19 protein-coding genes and 1 pseudogene are annotated in these 15,286 nt (G+C 37.9%); 16 read left to right on the plus strand and 4 right to left on the minus strand.

All coding sequences use genetic code 11. The features are described from left to right. Nucleotides 1-105 precede the first annotated feature (105 nt). Complete coding sequence (gene acsA / locus QGM71_RS19440; protein ID WP_407703059.1) at nt 106-1,791, plus strand: acetate--CoA ligase; 1,686 nt, start codon at nt 106-108, stop codon at nt 1,789-1,791. Nucleotides 1,792-1,896: 105 nt separating this feature from the next. Here acsA and QGM71_RS19445 read toward each other — a convergent pair whose 3' ends face one another. Genes QGM71_RS19445 through QGM71_RS19455 form a run of 3 tightly spaced genes read right to left on the minus strand, consistent with a single transcriptional unit; the run spans nt 1,897 to nt 3,365 of the window. Next, complete coding sequence (locus tag QGM71_RS19445) at nt 1,897-2,247, minus strand: enolase C-terminal domain-like protein (RefSeq protein WP_327609223.1); 351 nt, start codon at nt 2,245-2,247, stop codon at nt 1,897-1,899. After that, nucleotides 2,211-2,519 carry an enolase-like domain-containing protein gene (locus QGM71_RS19450; RefSeq protein WP_327609224.1) on the minus strand — a complete coding sequence of 103 codons (309 nt, stop codon included), beginning with the start codon at nt 2,517-2,519 and terminating at the stop codon, nt 2,211-2,213. Before QGM71_RS19450 ends, QGM71_RS19445 begins: the two co-directional genes overlap by 37 nt. Nucleotides 2,520-2,579: 60 nt before the next feature. Next, nucleotides 2,580-3,365 (minus strand): GNAT family N-acetyltransferase, encoded by a 786-nt coding sequence (locus tag QGM71_RS19455; protein ID WP_327609225.1) that lies wholly within the window; start codon nt 3,363-3,365, stop codon nt 2,580-2,582. Between the two features lie 580 nt (nt 3,366-3,945). On the opposite strand from QGM71_RS19455, the gene QGM71_RS19460 reads away from it, so the two are divergent. From QGM71_RS19460 to QGM71_RS19495, 8 genes are all read left to right on the plus strand, one after another. After that, nucleotides 3,946-4,098 (plus strand): small acid-soluble spore protein P, encoded by a 153-nt coding sequence (locus QGM71_RS19460; protein ID WP_327609226.1) that lies wholly within the window; start codon nt 3,946-3,948, stop codon nt 4,096-4,098. A 130-nt stretch (nt 4,099-4,228) separates the two neighbouring features. After that, complete coding sequence (gene mscL, locus QGM71_RS19465) at nt 4,229-4,606, plus strand: large conductance mechanosensitive channel protein MscL (RefSeq protein ID WP_327609227.1); 378 nt, start codon at nt 4,229-4,231, stop codon at nt 4,604-4,606. Between the two features lie 117 nt (nt 4,607-4,723). Beyond that, nucleotides 4,724-5,512, plus strand: a complete 789-nt coding sequence (locus tag QGM71_RS19470) for an MBL fold metallo-hydrolase (protein WP_327609228.1) — start codon at nt 4,724-4,726, stop codon at nt 5,510-5,512. Nucleotides 5,513-5,533: 21 nt separating this feature from the next. Beyond that, nucleotides 5,534-6,070: a DUF4269 domain-containing protein gene (locus QGM71_RS19475; RefSeq protein WP_327609229.1), complete on the plus strand. Its 537-nt coding sequence runs from the start codon at nt 5,534-5,536 to the stop codon at nt 6,068-6,070. A gap of 478 nt (nt 6,071-6,548) precedes the next feature. Beyond that, nucleotides 6,549-6,875, plus strand: coding sequence for a DUF4260 domain-containing protein (locus tag QGM71_RS19480; RefSeq protein ID WP_407703060.1), 327 nt, complete (start codon nt 6,549-6,551; stop codon nt 6,873-6,875). A 28-nt stretch (nt 6,876-6,903) separates the two neighbouring features. After that, nucleotides 6,904-7,869 carry an SDR family NAD(P)-dependent oxidoreductase gene (locus tag QGM71_RS19485; RefSeq protein WP_327609231.1) on the plus strand — a complete coding sequence of 322 codons (966 nt, stop codon included), beginning with the start codon at nt 6,904-6,906 and terminating at the stop codon, nt 7,867-7,869. Between the two features lie 99 nt (nt 7,870-7,968). Beyond that, nucleotides 7,969-8,952, plus strand: coding sequence for an ABC transporter ATP-binding protein (locus QGM71_RS19490; protein ID WP_327609232.1), 984 nt, complete (start codon nt 7,969-7,971; stop codon nt 8,950-8,952). After that, complete coding sequence (locus QGM71_RS19495) at nt 8,930-9,703, plus strand: ABC transporter permease (RefSeq protein WP_327609233.1); 774 nt, start codon at nt 8,930-8,932, stop codon at nt 9,701-9,703. The genes QGM71_RS19490 and QGM71_RS19495 overlap by 23 nt, the downstream gene beginning before the upstream one ends. 202 nt (nt 9,704-9,905) lie before the next feature. On the opposite strand, the gene QGM71_RS19500 is transcribed toward QGM71_RS19495, so the two are convergent. Continuing rightward, nucleotides 9,906-11,363, minus strand: a complete 1,458-nt coding sequence (locus QGM71_RS19500) for a transposase (protein WP_327609234.1) — start codon at nt 11,361-11,363, stop codon at nt 9,906-9,908. Nucleotides 11,364-11,378: 15 nt separating this feature from the next. Here QGM71_RS19500 and QGM71_RS19505 point away from each other — a divergent pair, with 15 nt between their 5' ends. From QGM71_RS19505 to QGM71_RS19535, 7 genes and pseudogenes are all read left to right on the plus strand, one after another. Beyond that, nucleotides 11,379-11,603, plus strand: coding sequence for a helix-turn-helix domain-containing protein (locus QGM71_RS19505; protein ID WP_327608956.1), 225 nt, complete (start codon nt 11,379-11,381; stop codon nt 11,601-11,603). Between the two features lie 215 nt (nt 11,604-11,818). Next, a complete protein-coding gene (locus tag QGM71_RS19510; RefSeq protein ID WP_327609235.1) occupies nt 11,819-12,238 on the plus strand; it encodes a spore coat protein in 420 nt (139 codons plus the stop codon). A gap of 65 nt (nt 12,239-12,303) precedes the next feature. Next, the gene (locus tag QGM71_RS19515; protein ID WP_327609236.1) at nt 12,304-12,858 is read left to right on the plus strand and encodes a DUF1273 domain-containing protein; all 555 of its coding nucleotides are present in this window, start codon (nt 12,304-12,306) and stop codon (nt 12,856-12,858) included. Between the two features lie 115 nt (nt 12,859-12,973). Then, a complete protein-coding gene (locus QGM71_RS19520) occupies nt 12,974-13,654 on the plus strand; it encodes an SIMPL domain-containing protein (protein WP_327609237.1) in 681 nt (226 codons plus the stop codon). A 114-nt stretch (nt 13,655-13,768) separates the two neighbouring features. Further along, nucleotides 13,769-14,317: pseudogene (locus QGM71_RS19525) on the plus strand (GNAT family N-acetyltransferase); the annotation flags it as partial. Nucleotides 14,318-14,377: 60 nt separating this feature from the next. Continuing rightward, nucleotides 14,378-14,680, plus strand: coding sequence for a DnaJ family domain-containing protein (locus QGM71_RS19530; protein ID WP_327609272.1), 303 nt, complete (start codon nt 14,378-14,380; stop codon nt 14,678-14,680). Nucleotides 14,681-14,975: 295 nt separating this feature from the next. Continuing rightward, a complete protein-coding gene (locus QGM71_RS19535) occupies nt 14,976-15,257 on the plus strand; it encodes a hypothetical protein (protein ID WP_327609238.1) in 282 nt (93 codons plus the stop codon). Nucleotides 15,258-15,286: the final 29 nt, after the last annotated feature.

Raw genomic sequence — 15,286 nt, forward strand, 5'->3', positions numbered from 1 at the left:
TCATGTGAGGAAATATATTTTCATAGATATTAACTATGAAGAACAAATCTACAAGGAGGAATTTAATTGAATAATACAATTGCTTCAACTACAAAGCAACCAAATATGCCAAATTATGAAGCGGTCTATGAAGACTTTTCATGGGACCAAGTCGAACAGGAATTTTCCTGGAGTAAGACTGGTAAAGTAAATATGGCATATGAAGCTATCGACCGGCATGCGGAATCATGGCGTAAGAACAAAATCGCTCTTTATTACAGTGATTTAAAACGTGATGAAAAATATACATTTCAGGATATGAAATACCTATCTAATCAATTTGGAAATGTACTAAAAAAATTAGATATAGAAAAAGGCGAGCGTGTCTTTTTATTCATGCCAAGGACGCCTGAGATCTATATAAGTATTATGGGTATATTAAAAATTGGTGCAGTGGCTGGTCCGTTATTTGAAGCGTTCATGGAGCAAGCTGTACGGGACAGATTGGATAATAGTGATGCATCTGTACTTGTTACGACACCTGAGCTATTACCACGCGTACCTTATCAGGAATTGCCGCATTTAAAACACATCATATTGGTTGGAGATGGAGAAATCCCAACTACTAATGGAGGAACACAATTTCATCTATATAAAAGGGAGATGAAATCTGCTTCACGAGATTTAGAAATAGAGTGGGTAGACAGAGAGGATGGCATGATCCTTCACTATACATCGGGCTCTACTGGTAAACCAAAAGGAGTATTACATGTTCACAATGCAATGATTCAGCACTATCAGACTGCAAAATGGGTATTGGATTTGAAAGAAGAGGATGTTTATTGGTGTACAGCAGATCCGGGGTGGGTAACTGGTACTTCTTATGGAATTTTTGGACCTTGGCTGAACGGCGCTTCCAACCTCATACGCGGTGGTCGTTTTAGTCCAGAGGATTGGTACTCAACGATTGAAAAATACGGGGTTAGTGTATGGTTAAGTGCACCTACTGCATTTCGAAGATTAATGTCTGTTGGGGATGATGTCACGAAAGAATACGATCTGAGTTCATTACGACATATTTTAAGTGTTGGGGAGCCATTAAATGCAGAAGTAGTTCATTGGGGACGAAAAGTATATGAATTAAGCATTCACGATCATTGGTGGATGACAGAAACAGGCGGAATAATAATATCGAACTATCCATCTATGCCAATCAAACCAGGTTCGATGGGACGTCCTTTTCCAGGTATTGAAGTAGCCATATTGGATGAGCAGGGCCATGAGCTTCCGCGTGGTAAAATGGGACCATTATGTATTAAGTCCGGATGGCCGTCCATGATGAGGACAATCTGGAAAAATGAAAAGAGAATGAAGCAATATTTTGCAATCCCAGGCTGGTACATCTCTGGCGACCTGGCTACCATGGACGAGGACGGATATGTCTGGTTCCAAGGGCGAGATGACGATGTAATTACAACCTCTGGTGAACGGGTTGGTCCATTTGAAGTGGAAAGTAAACTGGTTGAACATCCTGCAGTAGCAGAAGCGGCCGTAATCGGAAAGCCAGACCCAGTGCGTGGTGAGATTATTAAAGCATTTGTTGCTTTAAGAGAAGGCTATTCTAAAACAGATGATTTGGAAGCAGAGCTTCGTTTATTTGTAAAAGAAGGACTTGCAGCTCATGCAGCACCAAGGGAGATTGAAGTTCGAGATTTTCTGCCTAAGACCAGAAGTGGTAAAATTATGCGCCGGGTTCTCAAAGCATGGGATCTTGATTTACCTACTGGCGATCTATCGACCATGGAAGAATAATACTAGTTAACATGAGAAGAGATTGTTGCCCTGTTTATGGGAAACAATCTCTTTTTTTAAAAGGTAAGAAAGCATTTAATTTTTGGCTGCAATTAATTCTTACACTTAAACAGCCACGTCCATTTTCGACGGACAAATGTTTTCGGTGGGACGAGCAGTGCGCAGTCCCAGGCTTAGAAGATTGGTGTCAGCTAAAGTATAGGCTGAGTTGGCATCTGCCATAATAGGCGTATCAAGAAAGTGCTTACGAACCACTTGGAGTACTTCTACGTCCCAGCTTGGCTTAATTTTTAATTTGTTCCGTTTATAGCCTTCTTGCACATAATGACGGACCGTTTCAATCAGATCGTCTGTTGATGGCTGAATACCCATACTTATTCCAACATCAATTGTTGACTTAGTGCCACCGAGAGATTCCGTTAAAAGAATTTTTTTCGTTTTGCATACAGATCCCAAACAGCGCCCTCTAATGCAGACTTAGCCATATTATTTCGCATACTAGTCGAAAATAAAGCCGAAACATCATCCGGATGGTTAATTTCATTTTCCAGCAGCAACTTTATTAAAAAATCCTCTATTATATGGAGGTTAGTCTGTACAGTTTCTTCGCTGTACCATGGACTGGTAAAGGCCACGGATTCTCCAAATCCACTTTCACCTTTGTTATCTAGAGCTTCTGTTATAAAAAAATTCATGAAAAGCACCAAAACTAGTGGTGAACGGATCATTTAACTTCATCCTCAAATGAGTTTTATCTGTCGTATTGGAATACTCAATTTAAAATCCTCCTATGCTTTTTTTGTGAAGTAATAATAACTTATCGCGTTAGACTGGGTTTGCAATAGGTCTGTAGCTTGATAATCGTTTGAGAAGAGCGCTGTAATTACTTTTCGGGTTTCATATCTCCATTTTTTTGCAAGTTCAATGTCTTCTTCTTTCAGGTTTTGAATGGTTTTAGGAATAGCGACAAAATATCCGTCACTGTCTAATTTTTGTTTAACTGTAAGTACTGGCTTTTTGCCTGCGCCTTCTCTAAGTAATACGTTGTCCTCATTAAACATCGTTGCTTTTGTATGAGGTTTTTCTTTCCATCTCCATTCAATAACAATCCGATCCGTAGGCATACCTTTGTTCAACCCATCATTTATTGGGCCATAATGATCTACATTATATCGAACACCGACAGCACCTAACTTATGGATATTAAGGTATGCATTCAAGCTCTCCAGGGGATCGAATGTCCAGGTTATCATATCGTAGCCAATTTGTTCTGCGATTTCAGCTTGTTTATATTTCATCTTCATACCAATACCATTTTTTCTGTACGCAGGAAGAATTCCAAGCATATGGGAGCAAAGATAGGTATTTACTCCATCAAAGCCAGGGAACCCGTAAGAAAATCCAATTAACTTTTCTTCAGAGAAGGCACCTAATATTATTCCACCATTATTATTGACAGTGTATTTTTGATGAAAAGGAATAGAAGACGCTTGCCACACTACTTCTTCCACCTTTCCAATTTCTTGGAGTTCCTTTATCGTAGTTAGTTTTCTTATTTCAATCGTGTCTGTCATGGGGGTTACTCCTTTTTGTATAGTTATTCAGCTGTTTATGCTTTTAAGACCCTTTTTCCAGGTATAGCATCTACCAAGGTGGGGTCTGGCAACGCGGGCATTATTTCCTTAAAAGATTATCTGCGCCAAATTGTGCTGATTCATGTTTCTGTGACAGGTAGTCTTCAAGGACATCTTTTTAGTTAATTATAGGACAGTAAAATCTCAAAAGTTTTACTTCATGTAACTGGGAAGACATAGCATTTAATCTTAAACGCAGTACATTAAGTTGATTATAGAAAATTTACTTTTTACGTACACTATCATACTACATATTTTTTCTCAATAATAAATAGTAAGAAAAATAAAAAGACAGTTTCTTGCAAGCAAAGAACGCTTCTTCTGGGGTCTTTAGACACGTGCTGTTTCGAGGAACACGACGTTCTAGTGTCGGCGTTGGTCATAGGACGTGATCGTTTTTAGCCGATCCATAGGATAAGGAATGCTTCAGCGATATCAGTCTCGGATAAGTTCATTACTCCAGAATGAATAATATGCTGGCCATGCTTAAAGCTAACTAAATGGAAAGGAGGCAAAAATAATGGGAGGAAAACCAAAAGGACCAAAGCAGCAAGAGCGTCCCAAGTTGCCACAAAGCCCGCAACAACCATATGGTGAACCACTGAGCGGTTCGAAAAAAGTTAAGAATGCAAATCATACACGACAAAAGCATAATCCACACCACGGCCTTTGATTAACTGGGTATCCTGTAAGTTTGGGATACCCTTTCAGGTTTTTGGAGCATTGCATTGAGCGTCCAGTCGATAGAAGCCCGTACTATTTTATTATGAATTTGTATAGTTTATATGAAAGGGGCTGACTGTATGTGGAAGGAGTTTAAGGAGTTTGCAGTTAAAGGAAATGTTATAGACCTGGCTGTCGCAGTAGTTGTAGGTGCATCTTTTGGATCAATTGTTACATCACTTGTTGAAAATATTATTACCCCACTGATTGGTATTCTTATGAATGGTGTTGACTTTTCGGGGTTTAAATATACAGTCGGAGATGCGGAGGTATTGTATGGTAATTTTATTCAATCCGTTTTTGACTTTATAATAGTTGCCTTCTCTATATTTATATTCATTCGCGTGCTGATGAAATTAAAACTGAAAAAGGAAGAAGAAGAGGTGAAAAAGAAAACCAGACAGGAAAAGTTACTAACAGAAATCAGAGATCTGTTAAAGAAAACAACTAAAAAATAATAGTGACAGAGTGGCGTTAAATAGGAGGACAGCAAGACCCAAGAAGAAACAATTTGCTATAATTGTATATACAGGTGCTATAAATCCACGAAGGAATATAGAAATGGGGAAGTTACTTTGGTTAATATAAACGATGATTGGTTTACTGTTAAACAATTAGATGAAGAGACGTTTGCTATTAGTGAATATGGACATTGGGAAAAAGTACATTCCTTTCTTCTTATTGGAAAAGAGAGGGCCGCTTTGATTGATACTGGTTTAGGAATTGATACGATTAAAAGAATAACCGATCAGCTGACTGATCTGGAAGTTATAGTCATAACAACACATGTTCATGTAGATCATATTGGCAGCCATGGAGATTTTAATACGATACTTGTCCATGAAGCTGAAGCAGATTGGATGATAAATGGGATTAAGGGATTAAGTATCGAACAGATCCGCAAAGATATCAGTCGGGATATTACGATACCCACCCCAGCAACCTTTAATCCCGACACGTATACACCATTCCAAGGGAATCCAACAAGGACATTAGTTGATGGAGATACAATAGACATAGGGAATCGAAGTTTAAGCATTCTACATACGCCAGGTCATTCACCAGGCCATATTTGTATAGTAGACAATCAGCGGGGGTATCTGTTCACAGGAGATTTACTATATACGGGAACATCGGTTTATGCATTTTACCCAACGACAGATCCTGTTGATCTAGTAAATTCGTTTGAAAGGATTACTTATTTAAAGGGGATAAACAAGATTTTTGGTTCTCATAACCAGTTGGGACTGGAGGTTAGCATGTTAACTGAAGTACGTGAGGCTGTTAAAGAACTTCGTGAAAAAGATGTTATAAGACACGGCACAGGGATTCATAAATTTAAAAATTTTAGTGTGCAGTTTTAGTGATGAAAGGAAAGGGAAGTCATGTTAGATTCATTTGAAACTTTAAAGAATGGCAACGCTAAACAGATAAAGGCGTATAAAGCGATATATAATTTAAATATTATGAGCGACCTAAAAGAATTTACCCCAGTCTTATGTGGGACAATACCTATTGCGATTGATCTAGCAAGTTCAGATTTAGATATTATTATGGAAGTACATGATTTTGAACAATTTGAATTACAGATTACTCACCTGTATAAAAGCAAAGATGTGTTTCGAATTAAGAGGACTGTCATTCGAAGCAGGCTAGTAGTTAAAGCTAATTTTCTCTATGAAGGTTTTCAGTTTGAACTGTTCGGGCAGGCTCAGCCCATACATAAGCAGCACGCATATCTCCATATGATTATCGAACAAGCTTTAATAAAAGCGAATCCTGGTTTAAGAGAAAAAGTAATAAGACTTAAAAAGCAAGGTTATAAAACAGAACCAGCTTTTTGTAAAATATTAGGAATTAGCGGAGATTCCTATGAAAATCTAATTATCTATGGAAAAGAAGTAGGTATTGATTGTTGGTAAAAAACGAGGAAACCTTTTCTCGTTTTTTTCGTATGATAAGAAAGCATTTTTGACTGCAATTAATTCTTACACTTAAACAGCCACGTCCAGCTCCAGCGCCCATCACCTATTGTCCTTGCGGAAGCCTCCTTACGATAAGTCAACATCGGCTTCCTCCAGATAAGGAAGGCCGACTAAAACCGGGCTTGTGCTCAGGCGTCGCCATACCCCTATGAAGGGGCATGTTTCCTTTTAGATGAACTTGGCTTATCGCCAGGAATGGCGAAAGTCTAAGTGAATATTATACTTTGGAGTGAATCTCCTGCGGCAGGGGAAGATCGACTAAATCCGCCGCTCCTGAGCGACTACGTCGACCCACCCTCGGATGCGCGGGCGCAGTCCGTACGTCCCTAACCGAGCGCCCTGCGCCTTAGTTCTATGATTAATTGTTTGAAAATTGAATATTGGAGGGATTGTATTGCTGAAAAATTTGCTGCATATGGAAGGAATGGCTGTACTGCTAATTAGCATTTATTTTTATGCTGTTAGTGATTTTAGTTGGGTGCTGTTTTTTGTTTTACTGCTCGCTCCTGATTTATCGATGCTCGGTTATCTAAAACATAATCAATTCGGAGCGGTTATCTATAATGTTTTCCATACCTATGTATTTCCTATTGTATTGGTTTTAGTCGGTATCTCATTATTGCTCCCAACTCTTTTAGCAATAGGACTCATTTGGTTTGCACACATTGGGATAGACCGGTCAGTCGGGTATGGGCTGAAATATCCTACTGCTTTTAAAGATACGCATTTGCAACGCGTTTGAAGCACTAAAAAATAATGGGGGCTATGAAATGGAAAGAAGGACAGTTATTATTACAGGAGCAAATTCGGGGATAGGGAAAGCTGCCGCACATAAGTTTGCAATAGAGGGATACTGTGTAATTATGGCTTGCCGCAATATTGACATCAGTAAAAAAGTTCAAAAAGAGATAGTGGAAGCAACTAATAATGAACATGTCGAACTAATGAGAATAGATATGTCTTCATTTAACTCAATTAGGAAATTTTGCGAGGAATTTAAAAGTAACTATGAAAAATTAGATATCCTAATTCATAATGCAGCCTATTTTAATCATGGCGAAAAAAAATATCAGCTTAGTACGGATAATGTTGAAGTTACTTTTGCTACAAACACATTTGGGCCTCTTCTAATGACAAAGTTGTTAGAGAATCACTTAGCCAAATCTGATGATCCTAGAATCCTTCATGCATGTACGAATAATATTAGACATTTTTTTAATCCGAAAAGAAAAATAGAGTTTGATAATTTGCGGGGTGAATATAAAGAGACTCGAAGGTATAGTGTTTATAAGAATTATGGCGATTCTAAGATGGCGCTATTAATGCTTACATTTAAGATGGCACAAGTATATAAGGAAAAAGATATAAAGGTAAATGCCATTGAAATAACTGGGGCAAAAATGTCAAAAGAAACTATTCAGAAAGTAACACCGAAATGGAGAGTGATTGCCAGGGTTCAGAATCTCTTCTTTCCTTCACCTGACCATACGGCCAATATCTATTTTGATATATGTACAGCCACGGAGTATAAGAATGTAACAGGTAAACTTATAGGAAGTAAGAAAAATATTCTTCGACCAGCTTTAACTAATAATCCCGGATTAATTACAGAAGTGAAGCAGTTATTCGGTTCCGAATTTTATCCGTTTTATGCGACTAATCATGACGTCATTCAAAAGGTATGGATGTTAAGTAACGAATTAGTCGAGGAAAGTGAGATAAGATCTCCGTCGTAAGTCTGATTATTTTTCATTCTTTAGATTGTAGAAGTAGTCTACGACATCAGATAGTATTTATTTAGAGCTTGAAATAAAGTATAGCAGGAGGATAAATTAATGGAACCAATTGTTGAAGTGAAACACATTAAAAAGACTTACAAAAAAAGGCGGTCCAACGAATACGTTCATGCTGTAAACGATGTCTCTTTTACAGTTAATCGTGGGGAAATCCTTGGGTTACTTGGTCCGAATGGTGCTGGTAAAACGACTACAATTAAAATGATATGTGGGTTGTTAATTGCTGATTCTGGAATGGTTACAGTAAATGGAGTCAATATACGCCAGAAACGATTGGGGGCATTACGTCACATCAGTGCCGTGTTGGAAGGAAATAGAAACCTGTATTGGCGATTGACTGTTAGAGAAAACCTGGAGTATTTTGCTGGAAACAGAGGTTTATCTCGTAAGGATGTCGCTGAACGTATAGATGATCTTCTGGGAAAATTCAACTTAAGAGATAAAGAAAACGAACTTGTAAATAGACTTTCGCGTGGGATGCAGCAAAAGCTGGCAATTGCTGTTGCGATGCTTGCAGAAAGCGATGTGATTCTTTTGGATGAGCCGACGCTAGGTTTAGATGTAGAAACTGGCTATGAAGTACGTGAGTTATTACGAGAGATAGTTAAGGATTATAACCGAACAATTATTATCAGTTCACACGACATGGATGTTGTTCAGGATTTATGTGAACGTGCAGTAATCATCAATGAAGGTGAAATTGTCACAGATGACAAAGTTGAAAATTTACTTAAAATCTTTGAAGTACGTGCTTATACAATAACACTTGGTGAATCCTTGAGTGATCAACAACACCAAATACTACTACAGAAATTCCCTCAACTAGAATACACACCTGACATGTTTCAATCAAAATTAAAAATTGATTTAGCTAAAAGTGAAGAGATCTATGATTTGTTTGATGTATTAAAATTGGAAAGTACCCCGGTTGAATCGATTGATCGAAGTACAGTTAATTTCGAGCAAATCTTTATGAAAATTGTAAAGGGGGAAACGCAGCATGCGCTGGTCCAATCTTCTTAAAGCTAATACAAGGAAACAATATATTGAGCTGAAACGATATTTACCTAATACCCTGGCTATGCTGTTTACCTTTTACATTATATTTCTTGGCATGTTTCTTGGTATTCAATTTATCGGAGATCCGAGTGCTCAGGACGTCAACACACAATATGCAATCGTGAACTATATTTTCTGGTTTATGGCATTTATGGTTATCAACAGTATCGGCTGGGAAGTTATTAATGAGGCCATGCGCGGAACTTTAGAACAACTTGGTATGTCGCCAATGGGCATGTGGAGAATTATGGCTTCACGTTTAGTAGCTTCTACCTTGCTTAACTCAATTATCATAGTGGTGTTGCTATACTTGTCGATGCTTACAACGGGTCAGTGGTTAAACATTGACATCATAACCATTTTACCGATACTCGTTCTAACGTTAATCAGTATGTTTGGAGTAGGCTTTATCATTGCTGGAATTTCAATCATACTGAAGCAGGTTCAGGCTTTCTTGCAAATATTGCAGTTTATTTTAATGGCATTGACATTCATACCATTATCAGTTGCGCCATTTTTAGCTTACCTGCCATTTGTTAAAGGGGTTGATCTTGTAAGAAATGTAATGATCAAGGGTGTTACACTAAGCCAGATCAGTATGGGTGATTTCATGATACTAGGGTTCAACGCAATTTTTTATTTTGCTATAGGGCTTGGAATATTTTTCTTCTGTGAAAGAGTTGCGATGAATAAAGGATTGTTGGCGCATTACTGATATAACTTTCTCTGATACTCCCACCCTTAAAGGGTAACCGTTCCTCTTACGAGTAACGGTGGGGTTCTAAAGTACACAATGACTTACGACATACGCCACAGTATGCTTTCAGTTATCTTCCTTTAGACTTTCTTGACCAACCCTCTCATGAGGGTTAACGGTCTGTCGGCTCGTATCTCAAACCGTAGCAGCACACTAATTCTTAGATACCCATGCTACTTACATTCTTTTTATTCAATCTTAGTCGCTCAACTTCTTTATCGTGTAGTTCTAAAAAGTCTTGATAATGCTCATGCAACGCTTGTTTATCATACTCTTTTTCGTTTACCGTATGTTGAAGCAAATAAGCGGAGTACATATCCCTTTGTACACGTTTCCCATCAATGACGTTCCACCGTTTGCTTAATGTCTTTTTCGTACTTATATCTTCAACGTGGTTATACTGACTTGCTTTCAAAGTCCATGTATCCACTTCAAATAACGTGTAACCATGATAGGCTAATTTTTGCTTGATGATACGCAATAACATAGAAGGAGCTTTATTCCCGATGCTTTTCCCGAGTCGTTTCTTTCGGTTGTATCTTCCAGTCTTTTCGTTTATGGTCGTTTCTTTTGAACGCTTGGCAAGTCCTTTATAATTCATCGTTTCAACCTTTATCTCATTGCCTAATGACAAAATAGCGTTCGCCAACCGTTCATGATCTTGCTTCCGTTTATCCACTACTTTTCGTTGTAACTCTTTGTATTGAAAAAGCACTTTCATATAGTTATTCGAACGTACCCATTTATCATTGTTTCCTATTTTTATCGTGCCATCTTCGTTGTATTTATTGGGATTCGTTATTCTACGAGAACGATCTAATTTTCGTAAGAGTTTACGCTTTTCTTTTTCAATATTATCTACACTAGGCGCAAGTTCAAGAAGTTTTACATCTTGTTCTGAACTAATCGCTATGGTTTGTGTGCCAATGTCTAGCCCGACTTTTCCTTTGTTGATAAGGTTACGAGGTTTACCTGTTTTAGCTTCTACTTTCTGTGGAGGGAAACCTTCTAGAATCAATTGGACGTAATATTGTACTTTTCCTTTTACAAATCGACGTTGAATCCGACTGTATTTCAAACGATCTAACAAGGCTAAATGAGCATAAACATCTTTTTTGTTAATAACAACAGCGATATGTAACCCATTCCATACAAGATGTTGATTCACAAAACGAATCCCACTCTGCTTCTTTCCTTCCACGCTATCCATTGTGCCAAACTTCTTAAAATGTACTTTCTGTGTGTCTTTGTTGAATAACAATTTTTCTACTGTTTCACATGCTCGCTTCGCAAGTTTGGAATTGGTATCAGAATCAATATGTTTAGCAAAAGGTTTTCGACAACGTGTAGCAAAAGCATCAATACTAGCAAAGAACAACCCATATAGCTTACGAAGTTCTGACAAAACAGCATTTTTTTCTTTCGATTTCGGTTGTATGATCCAATGATGGTAGGTCGAATCATGTTCCATCATCTTCTTGCGTTTCAGTAATTCCCCTAAATAACGGTTATATAGTTTACGAGCCATTTCAAAACGTTTTTCTAGGACATGCTCTTGAAAAGGTTGTGTTTTACATCTAAGAGTTAATGTATAAGAAGGCGTTTTTGCTTTTGCCATTGGGTGCTGAAAATTATGATTACATGCGGAGAACGTTTACGAGAATTACGGAAAGAAAGAGGGTTATCTGCGAAAGAATTAGGAGAGATCATCGGGGTTAATGAACGAGTCTTAACCTATTATGAAACAAACGAACGGCAACCACGGTTTGATATGTTGATTAAATTAGCGGATTTCTTTGATGTTTCAATGGATTATTTATTCGGAAGAACAGATTGTCGGACAGTTAAGCGGAATTAATTCCGCCCCTGTCCGAAGTCGTTTTCCTCGCCACCCCTAAAGGAGTGGGCTTCCAACGACTTAAAGTTCTGTGAGCTAAATTAGTAGCACCTATCCCATATATAATTGTTAACATTTTATATTTATTTGTATAAAAATAGGTACATGTCTGATACATCCTCTGGTCCTTTGCCATAGGTTAATAGTGTAACTATAACAAGAGAGGGGATTTTTAAATGAGACATCGTCCTAGACATCATTTTGGTCGTCCGCAACAAGTTATTCATCCGACAAAGCATAATTGTGTCCATAAATGTACGGAAAGTATCGTTGAACATGTGCATCCTTCCCATACAACAGTACTGAAACACCATGTGACTAAAAATAAACATGTATTTCCACATTCTACATCTGTTCAACAAACAGCAAGTAGTGTAGATGTATATGGTGGATCGTTCAATGTACCACCGCGACCAGGATTTGGTCCTGGTGGCCAAGTGGCGGGAGTAGCAACACCGGGAATGGGTTACGGCCCAGGGGCAATGGCACCAGGCATGGGTTATGGCCCAGGCAGTCAAGTAGCAGGAGCAGTAACACCAGGCATGGGCTACGGCCCCGGAGCGCATCAGTGGAAAAAACCTGGTAAATGGTGTTAACTTTATTAATGGGCTGGCATATTATTCTGCCAGCCTTTTAGTTTTTTAGGAGGTGAATATTACATATGAAAATAATTACAGTTACAGGATATAAACCAATGGAAATAGGGATTTTTAAAGAGAACGACCCTAAAATCAATTTCATAAAAGCTGCAATAGAAAAAAGGTTAATCGGATTTATTGAGGAGGGCTTAGAATGGGTTATCGTTTCTGGACAAATGGGTGTGGAGTTGTGGACTGCAGAAATTGTACTCGATTTAAAGGATATGTATGATATTAATATTGGTATATTTCCACCATTTGAAAACCAGGAAAGTCGGTGGCCAGAATCATTGCAGGAGAAATATCAAGAATTAATCTCCGTGGTTGATTTCTATAAACCTATTTATCAGGGCGACTACAAAGGAGCATTTCAATTCAAAGCAAAAAATATGTGGATGGCAGATAAAAGTGATGGTTGTTTATTATTAATGGATGACGAATTTCCAGGAAGTAATCGTTTTTTTCATGAAGCGGCAAAGGCTGTGGAAGGTGACTATCCAATGTATGTGATAACTCCAACTGATTTAGATGATGTAGTGGAGGAAATGAAGATGGCTGATCCAGATTATTGGGATTAAGTAGTTTATTTAAGTAATCGCCATGTTTTTTCAAATTAAGAAGCAATACTATTAATCATCTCACCTATAAATGCATATCATCTATTAAATGGTATTTTTAGAAAGGTGGATGAAATTGTATTATCCCTACATTCCTCTTCAACTTAGAAAGTATCGAGACCAGCCACAGCAGCACCAAATTATAACGGTAACAGGAGAAGGGAATATCTCAATCCAGCCGAACCTGGTTAACATTCAATTAGCAGTTGTTAACGAGGATGAATCACTTAGTAAGGCCCAGCAGGAAAATGCTGCTGTAATGAGTCAGGTAATTCAATCCCTCCTTGCTTTAGAAATTCCCCGTGAAAATATTAGGACCACTTCTTATAATATAAACCCAAGGTATGATTATGTAGACGGTAGACAGATATTCAGAGCGTACCAGATAACCAATGAAATTAATGTTGAAATCGGGGAAATTGATCAGGCAGGAACTGTTATTGATACTGCTGTTCAGAATGGGATAAATCGTGTGGGTAACATTCAGTTTACAGTTGAAGAACGGCAAGTGTACTACCAACAGGCACTGCGTGCAGCTTTGGATAATGCTTTAGCAAAAGCACAAGCAATTGCACAGGCAATGCAGCTGAATCTGGATCCAACCCCTGTACGAATTATTGAAAGAGCCCCCAGTATGCCGGATACTTTCATAGCAATGACCACCACAGCAGATGAAAGCTTCACTACACCAATCGAGCCAGGACAAATTATTATAAGGGCATCAGTCGAAACACAATTCCAGTATTATCCTTTATAAAATCGATGATTTACTAAATAACAGACTTTTTGCAGGACATTTATCACTTAAAATAGAATCTACTTAGTAGTCTGTTATTCTTTAGAAGATAATAGCTAAAAGGGGATAAATTAAATGGAACAATTTCCGGAATTAGAAACTCAACGACTTATATTACAGGAGATAAATACTCGTTATGAACAAACCTACTTCGAGATTATGTCGATGAACGAAGTTACCGAATATTACGGGATGGAAAGCTTAAAGAGTTTGGAAGAGGCAACTCAGATTATTAAGTCATTTAAGATTTCATTCGAAAAAAAACGCAGTATACGTTGGGGTATCATTCGAAATGATACACAGGAATTCATTGGAACAATAGGTTTGAACAATCTTACTATTTCAAGTAAGAAAGCAGAGATTGGGTATGAATTGCATCCAAAGCATTGGAGGAATGGGTTTACGGAAGAAGCACTTAAAGCGGTTCTTAATTATGCTTTTACAGACCTGGACCTGTTCCGTATGGGGGCAGTGACATTTCCGGAGAATACTGCTTCGAATAAGTTATTGAAGAAAATGGGCTTTAAACAGGAAGGTGAATTAAGAGGATACCTCTATCAACGCAATCAATCTCATGATGCGCTCATTTATTCTCTATTAAAACCAGAATGGGAGAGGCTTAATAAAAGAAAAACGTATGAAATAGATGAAAGACTAGAATACAAAGATCATTTATCAGAGATTATCAAGAAAGCGGAGAGGGAGGGGCATTTTACCGACCTTCCAGGAAAAGGAAAGCCTTTGAAACTAGGGCAGGATTATATGAACCCAGAAGATAAGCAACTTTATAAAACAATGAAAGATAATAATATACTGCCTAGATGGATCAACCTGGCGAATGAAATTGATTTAATGAAAGATGATCTTCGCAGGTTGGAAGGGAAGGAAAAGCGCAGGAAAATGAAAGATATAAACAAAAAGATTAAAGAATACAACTATGCCTGTCCTGCTTCCTTACAAAGAGTTCCGTTAACGGAAGAACATTAAAAAGCAGGTAATATAATTCCTTCCAGCAATCTGAATGGTGTATTCCTTTGTGCTAAGGTAAGTCCGTACGTCCCTAAACGGGTCCCCTGCGCTTTTGTTCTTGTCTAGGAAATTATAAAATTTGTGGGCTGTGGATAACGAATTAAATTATCTAGCCACGTCCATCGATTCGCATACGCTCATCGTGTTTCCTTTACCTCATACGGTTCCGTCCAGGACATACGGTGATAAACGGGCGTTTGCGCTTTAGTTCTAAGCAAGCCAATAAGGCAATGCAGAAGTCATATTCTAGGGGGTGGTAATTATAGCTATTGAAAAAAATCATGAACCAAGCCTTATATTTGCTTTTGTTTCTTTAGGGATAACATTAATAGCTTCAATTTTTGTTGTTATCTATGTGCCTTCAGGAGTATTGTTAGGCGCTATAGGAATGTTATCTTCTATAGGTTCTTTACATTTTTCTAAAAAGAATGAGCATAAGAACTCAAGAAGGATATCCATTACTGCTTTATGTATTGCTATCACGCTTTTGGTATTTAGTGTATTGTATTTGTTTTTATTCACTGCTGTTTATTAAGTGAGTGCTGCCGCCGAAATGCTGCAGCT

The sequence above is a fragment of the Virgibacillus tibetensis genome (genome assembly GCF_036026595.1).
Taxonomy (GTDB): Bacteria; Bacillota; Bacilli; order Bacillales; family Amphibacillaceae; genus Virgibacillus_P; species Virgibacillus_P tibetensis.

Bases quoted from the DNA above. Each gene is read 5' to 3' on its own strand.
- QGM71_RS19505 (WP_327608956.1), top strand. From the start codon at position 11,379: ATGATTACATGCGGAGAACGTTTACGAGAATTACGGAAAGAAAGAGGG.
- QGM71_RS19455 (WP_327609225.1), bottom strand. From the start codon at position 3,365: ATGACAGACACGATTGAAATAAGAAAACTAACTACGATAAAGGAACTC.
- QGM71_RS19475 (WP_327609229.1), top strand. From the start codon at position 5,534: ATGTTAGATTCATTTGAAACTTTAAAGAATGGCAACGCTAAACAGATA.
- acsA (WP_407703059.1), top strand. From the start codon at position 106: ATGCCAAATTATGAAGCGGTCTATGAAGACTTTTCATGGGACCAAGTC.
- QGM71_RS19515 (WP_327609236.1), top strand. From the start codon at position 12,304: ATGAAAATAATTACAGTTACAGGATATAAACCAATGGAAATAGGGATT.
- QGM71_RS19495 (WP_327609233.1), top strand. From the start codon at position 8,930: ATGCGCTGGTCCAATCTTCTTAAAGCTAATACAAGGAAACAATATATT.
- QGM71_RS19485 (WP_327609231.1), top strand. From the start codon at position 6,904: ATGGAAAGAAGGACAGTTATTATTACAGGAGCAAATTCGGGGATAGGG.
- QGM71_RS19500 (WP_327609234.1), bottom strand. From the start codon at position 11,363: ATGGCAAAAGCAAAAACGCCTTCTTATACATTAACTCTTAGATGTAAA.
- QGM71_RS19490 (WP_327609232.1), top strand. From the start codon at position 7,969: ATGGAACCAATTGTTGAAGTGAAACACATTAAAAAGACTTACAAAAAA.
- QGM71_RS19510 (WP_327609235.1), top strand. From the start codon at position 11,819: ATGAGACATCGTCCTAGACATCATTTTGGTCGTCCGCAACAAGTTATT.
- QGM71_RS19480 (WP_407703060.1), top strand. From the start codon at position 6,549: ATGGAAGGAATGGCTGTACTGCTAATTAGCATTTATTTTTATGCTGTT.
- mscL (WP_327609227.1), top strand. From the start codon at position 4,229: ATGTGGAAGGAGTTTAAGGAGTTTGCAGTTAAAGGAAATGTTATAGAC.
- QGM71_RS19450 (WP_327609224.1), bottom strand. From the start codon at position 2,519: ATGATCCGTTCACCACTAGTTTTGGTGCTTTTCATGAATTTTTTTATA.
- QGM71_RS19460 (WP_327609226.1), top strand. From the start codon at position 3,946: ATGGGAGGAAAACCAAAAGGACCAAAGCAGCAAGAGCGTCCCAAGTTG.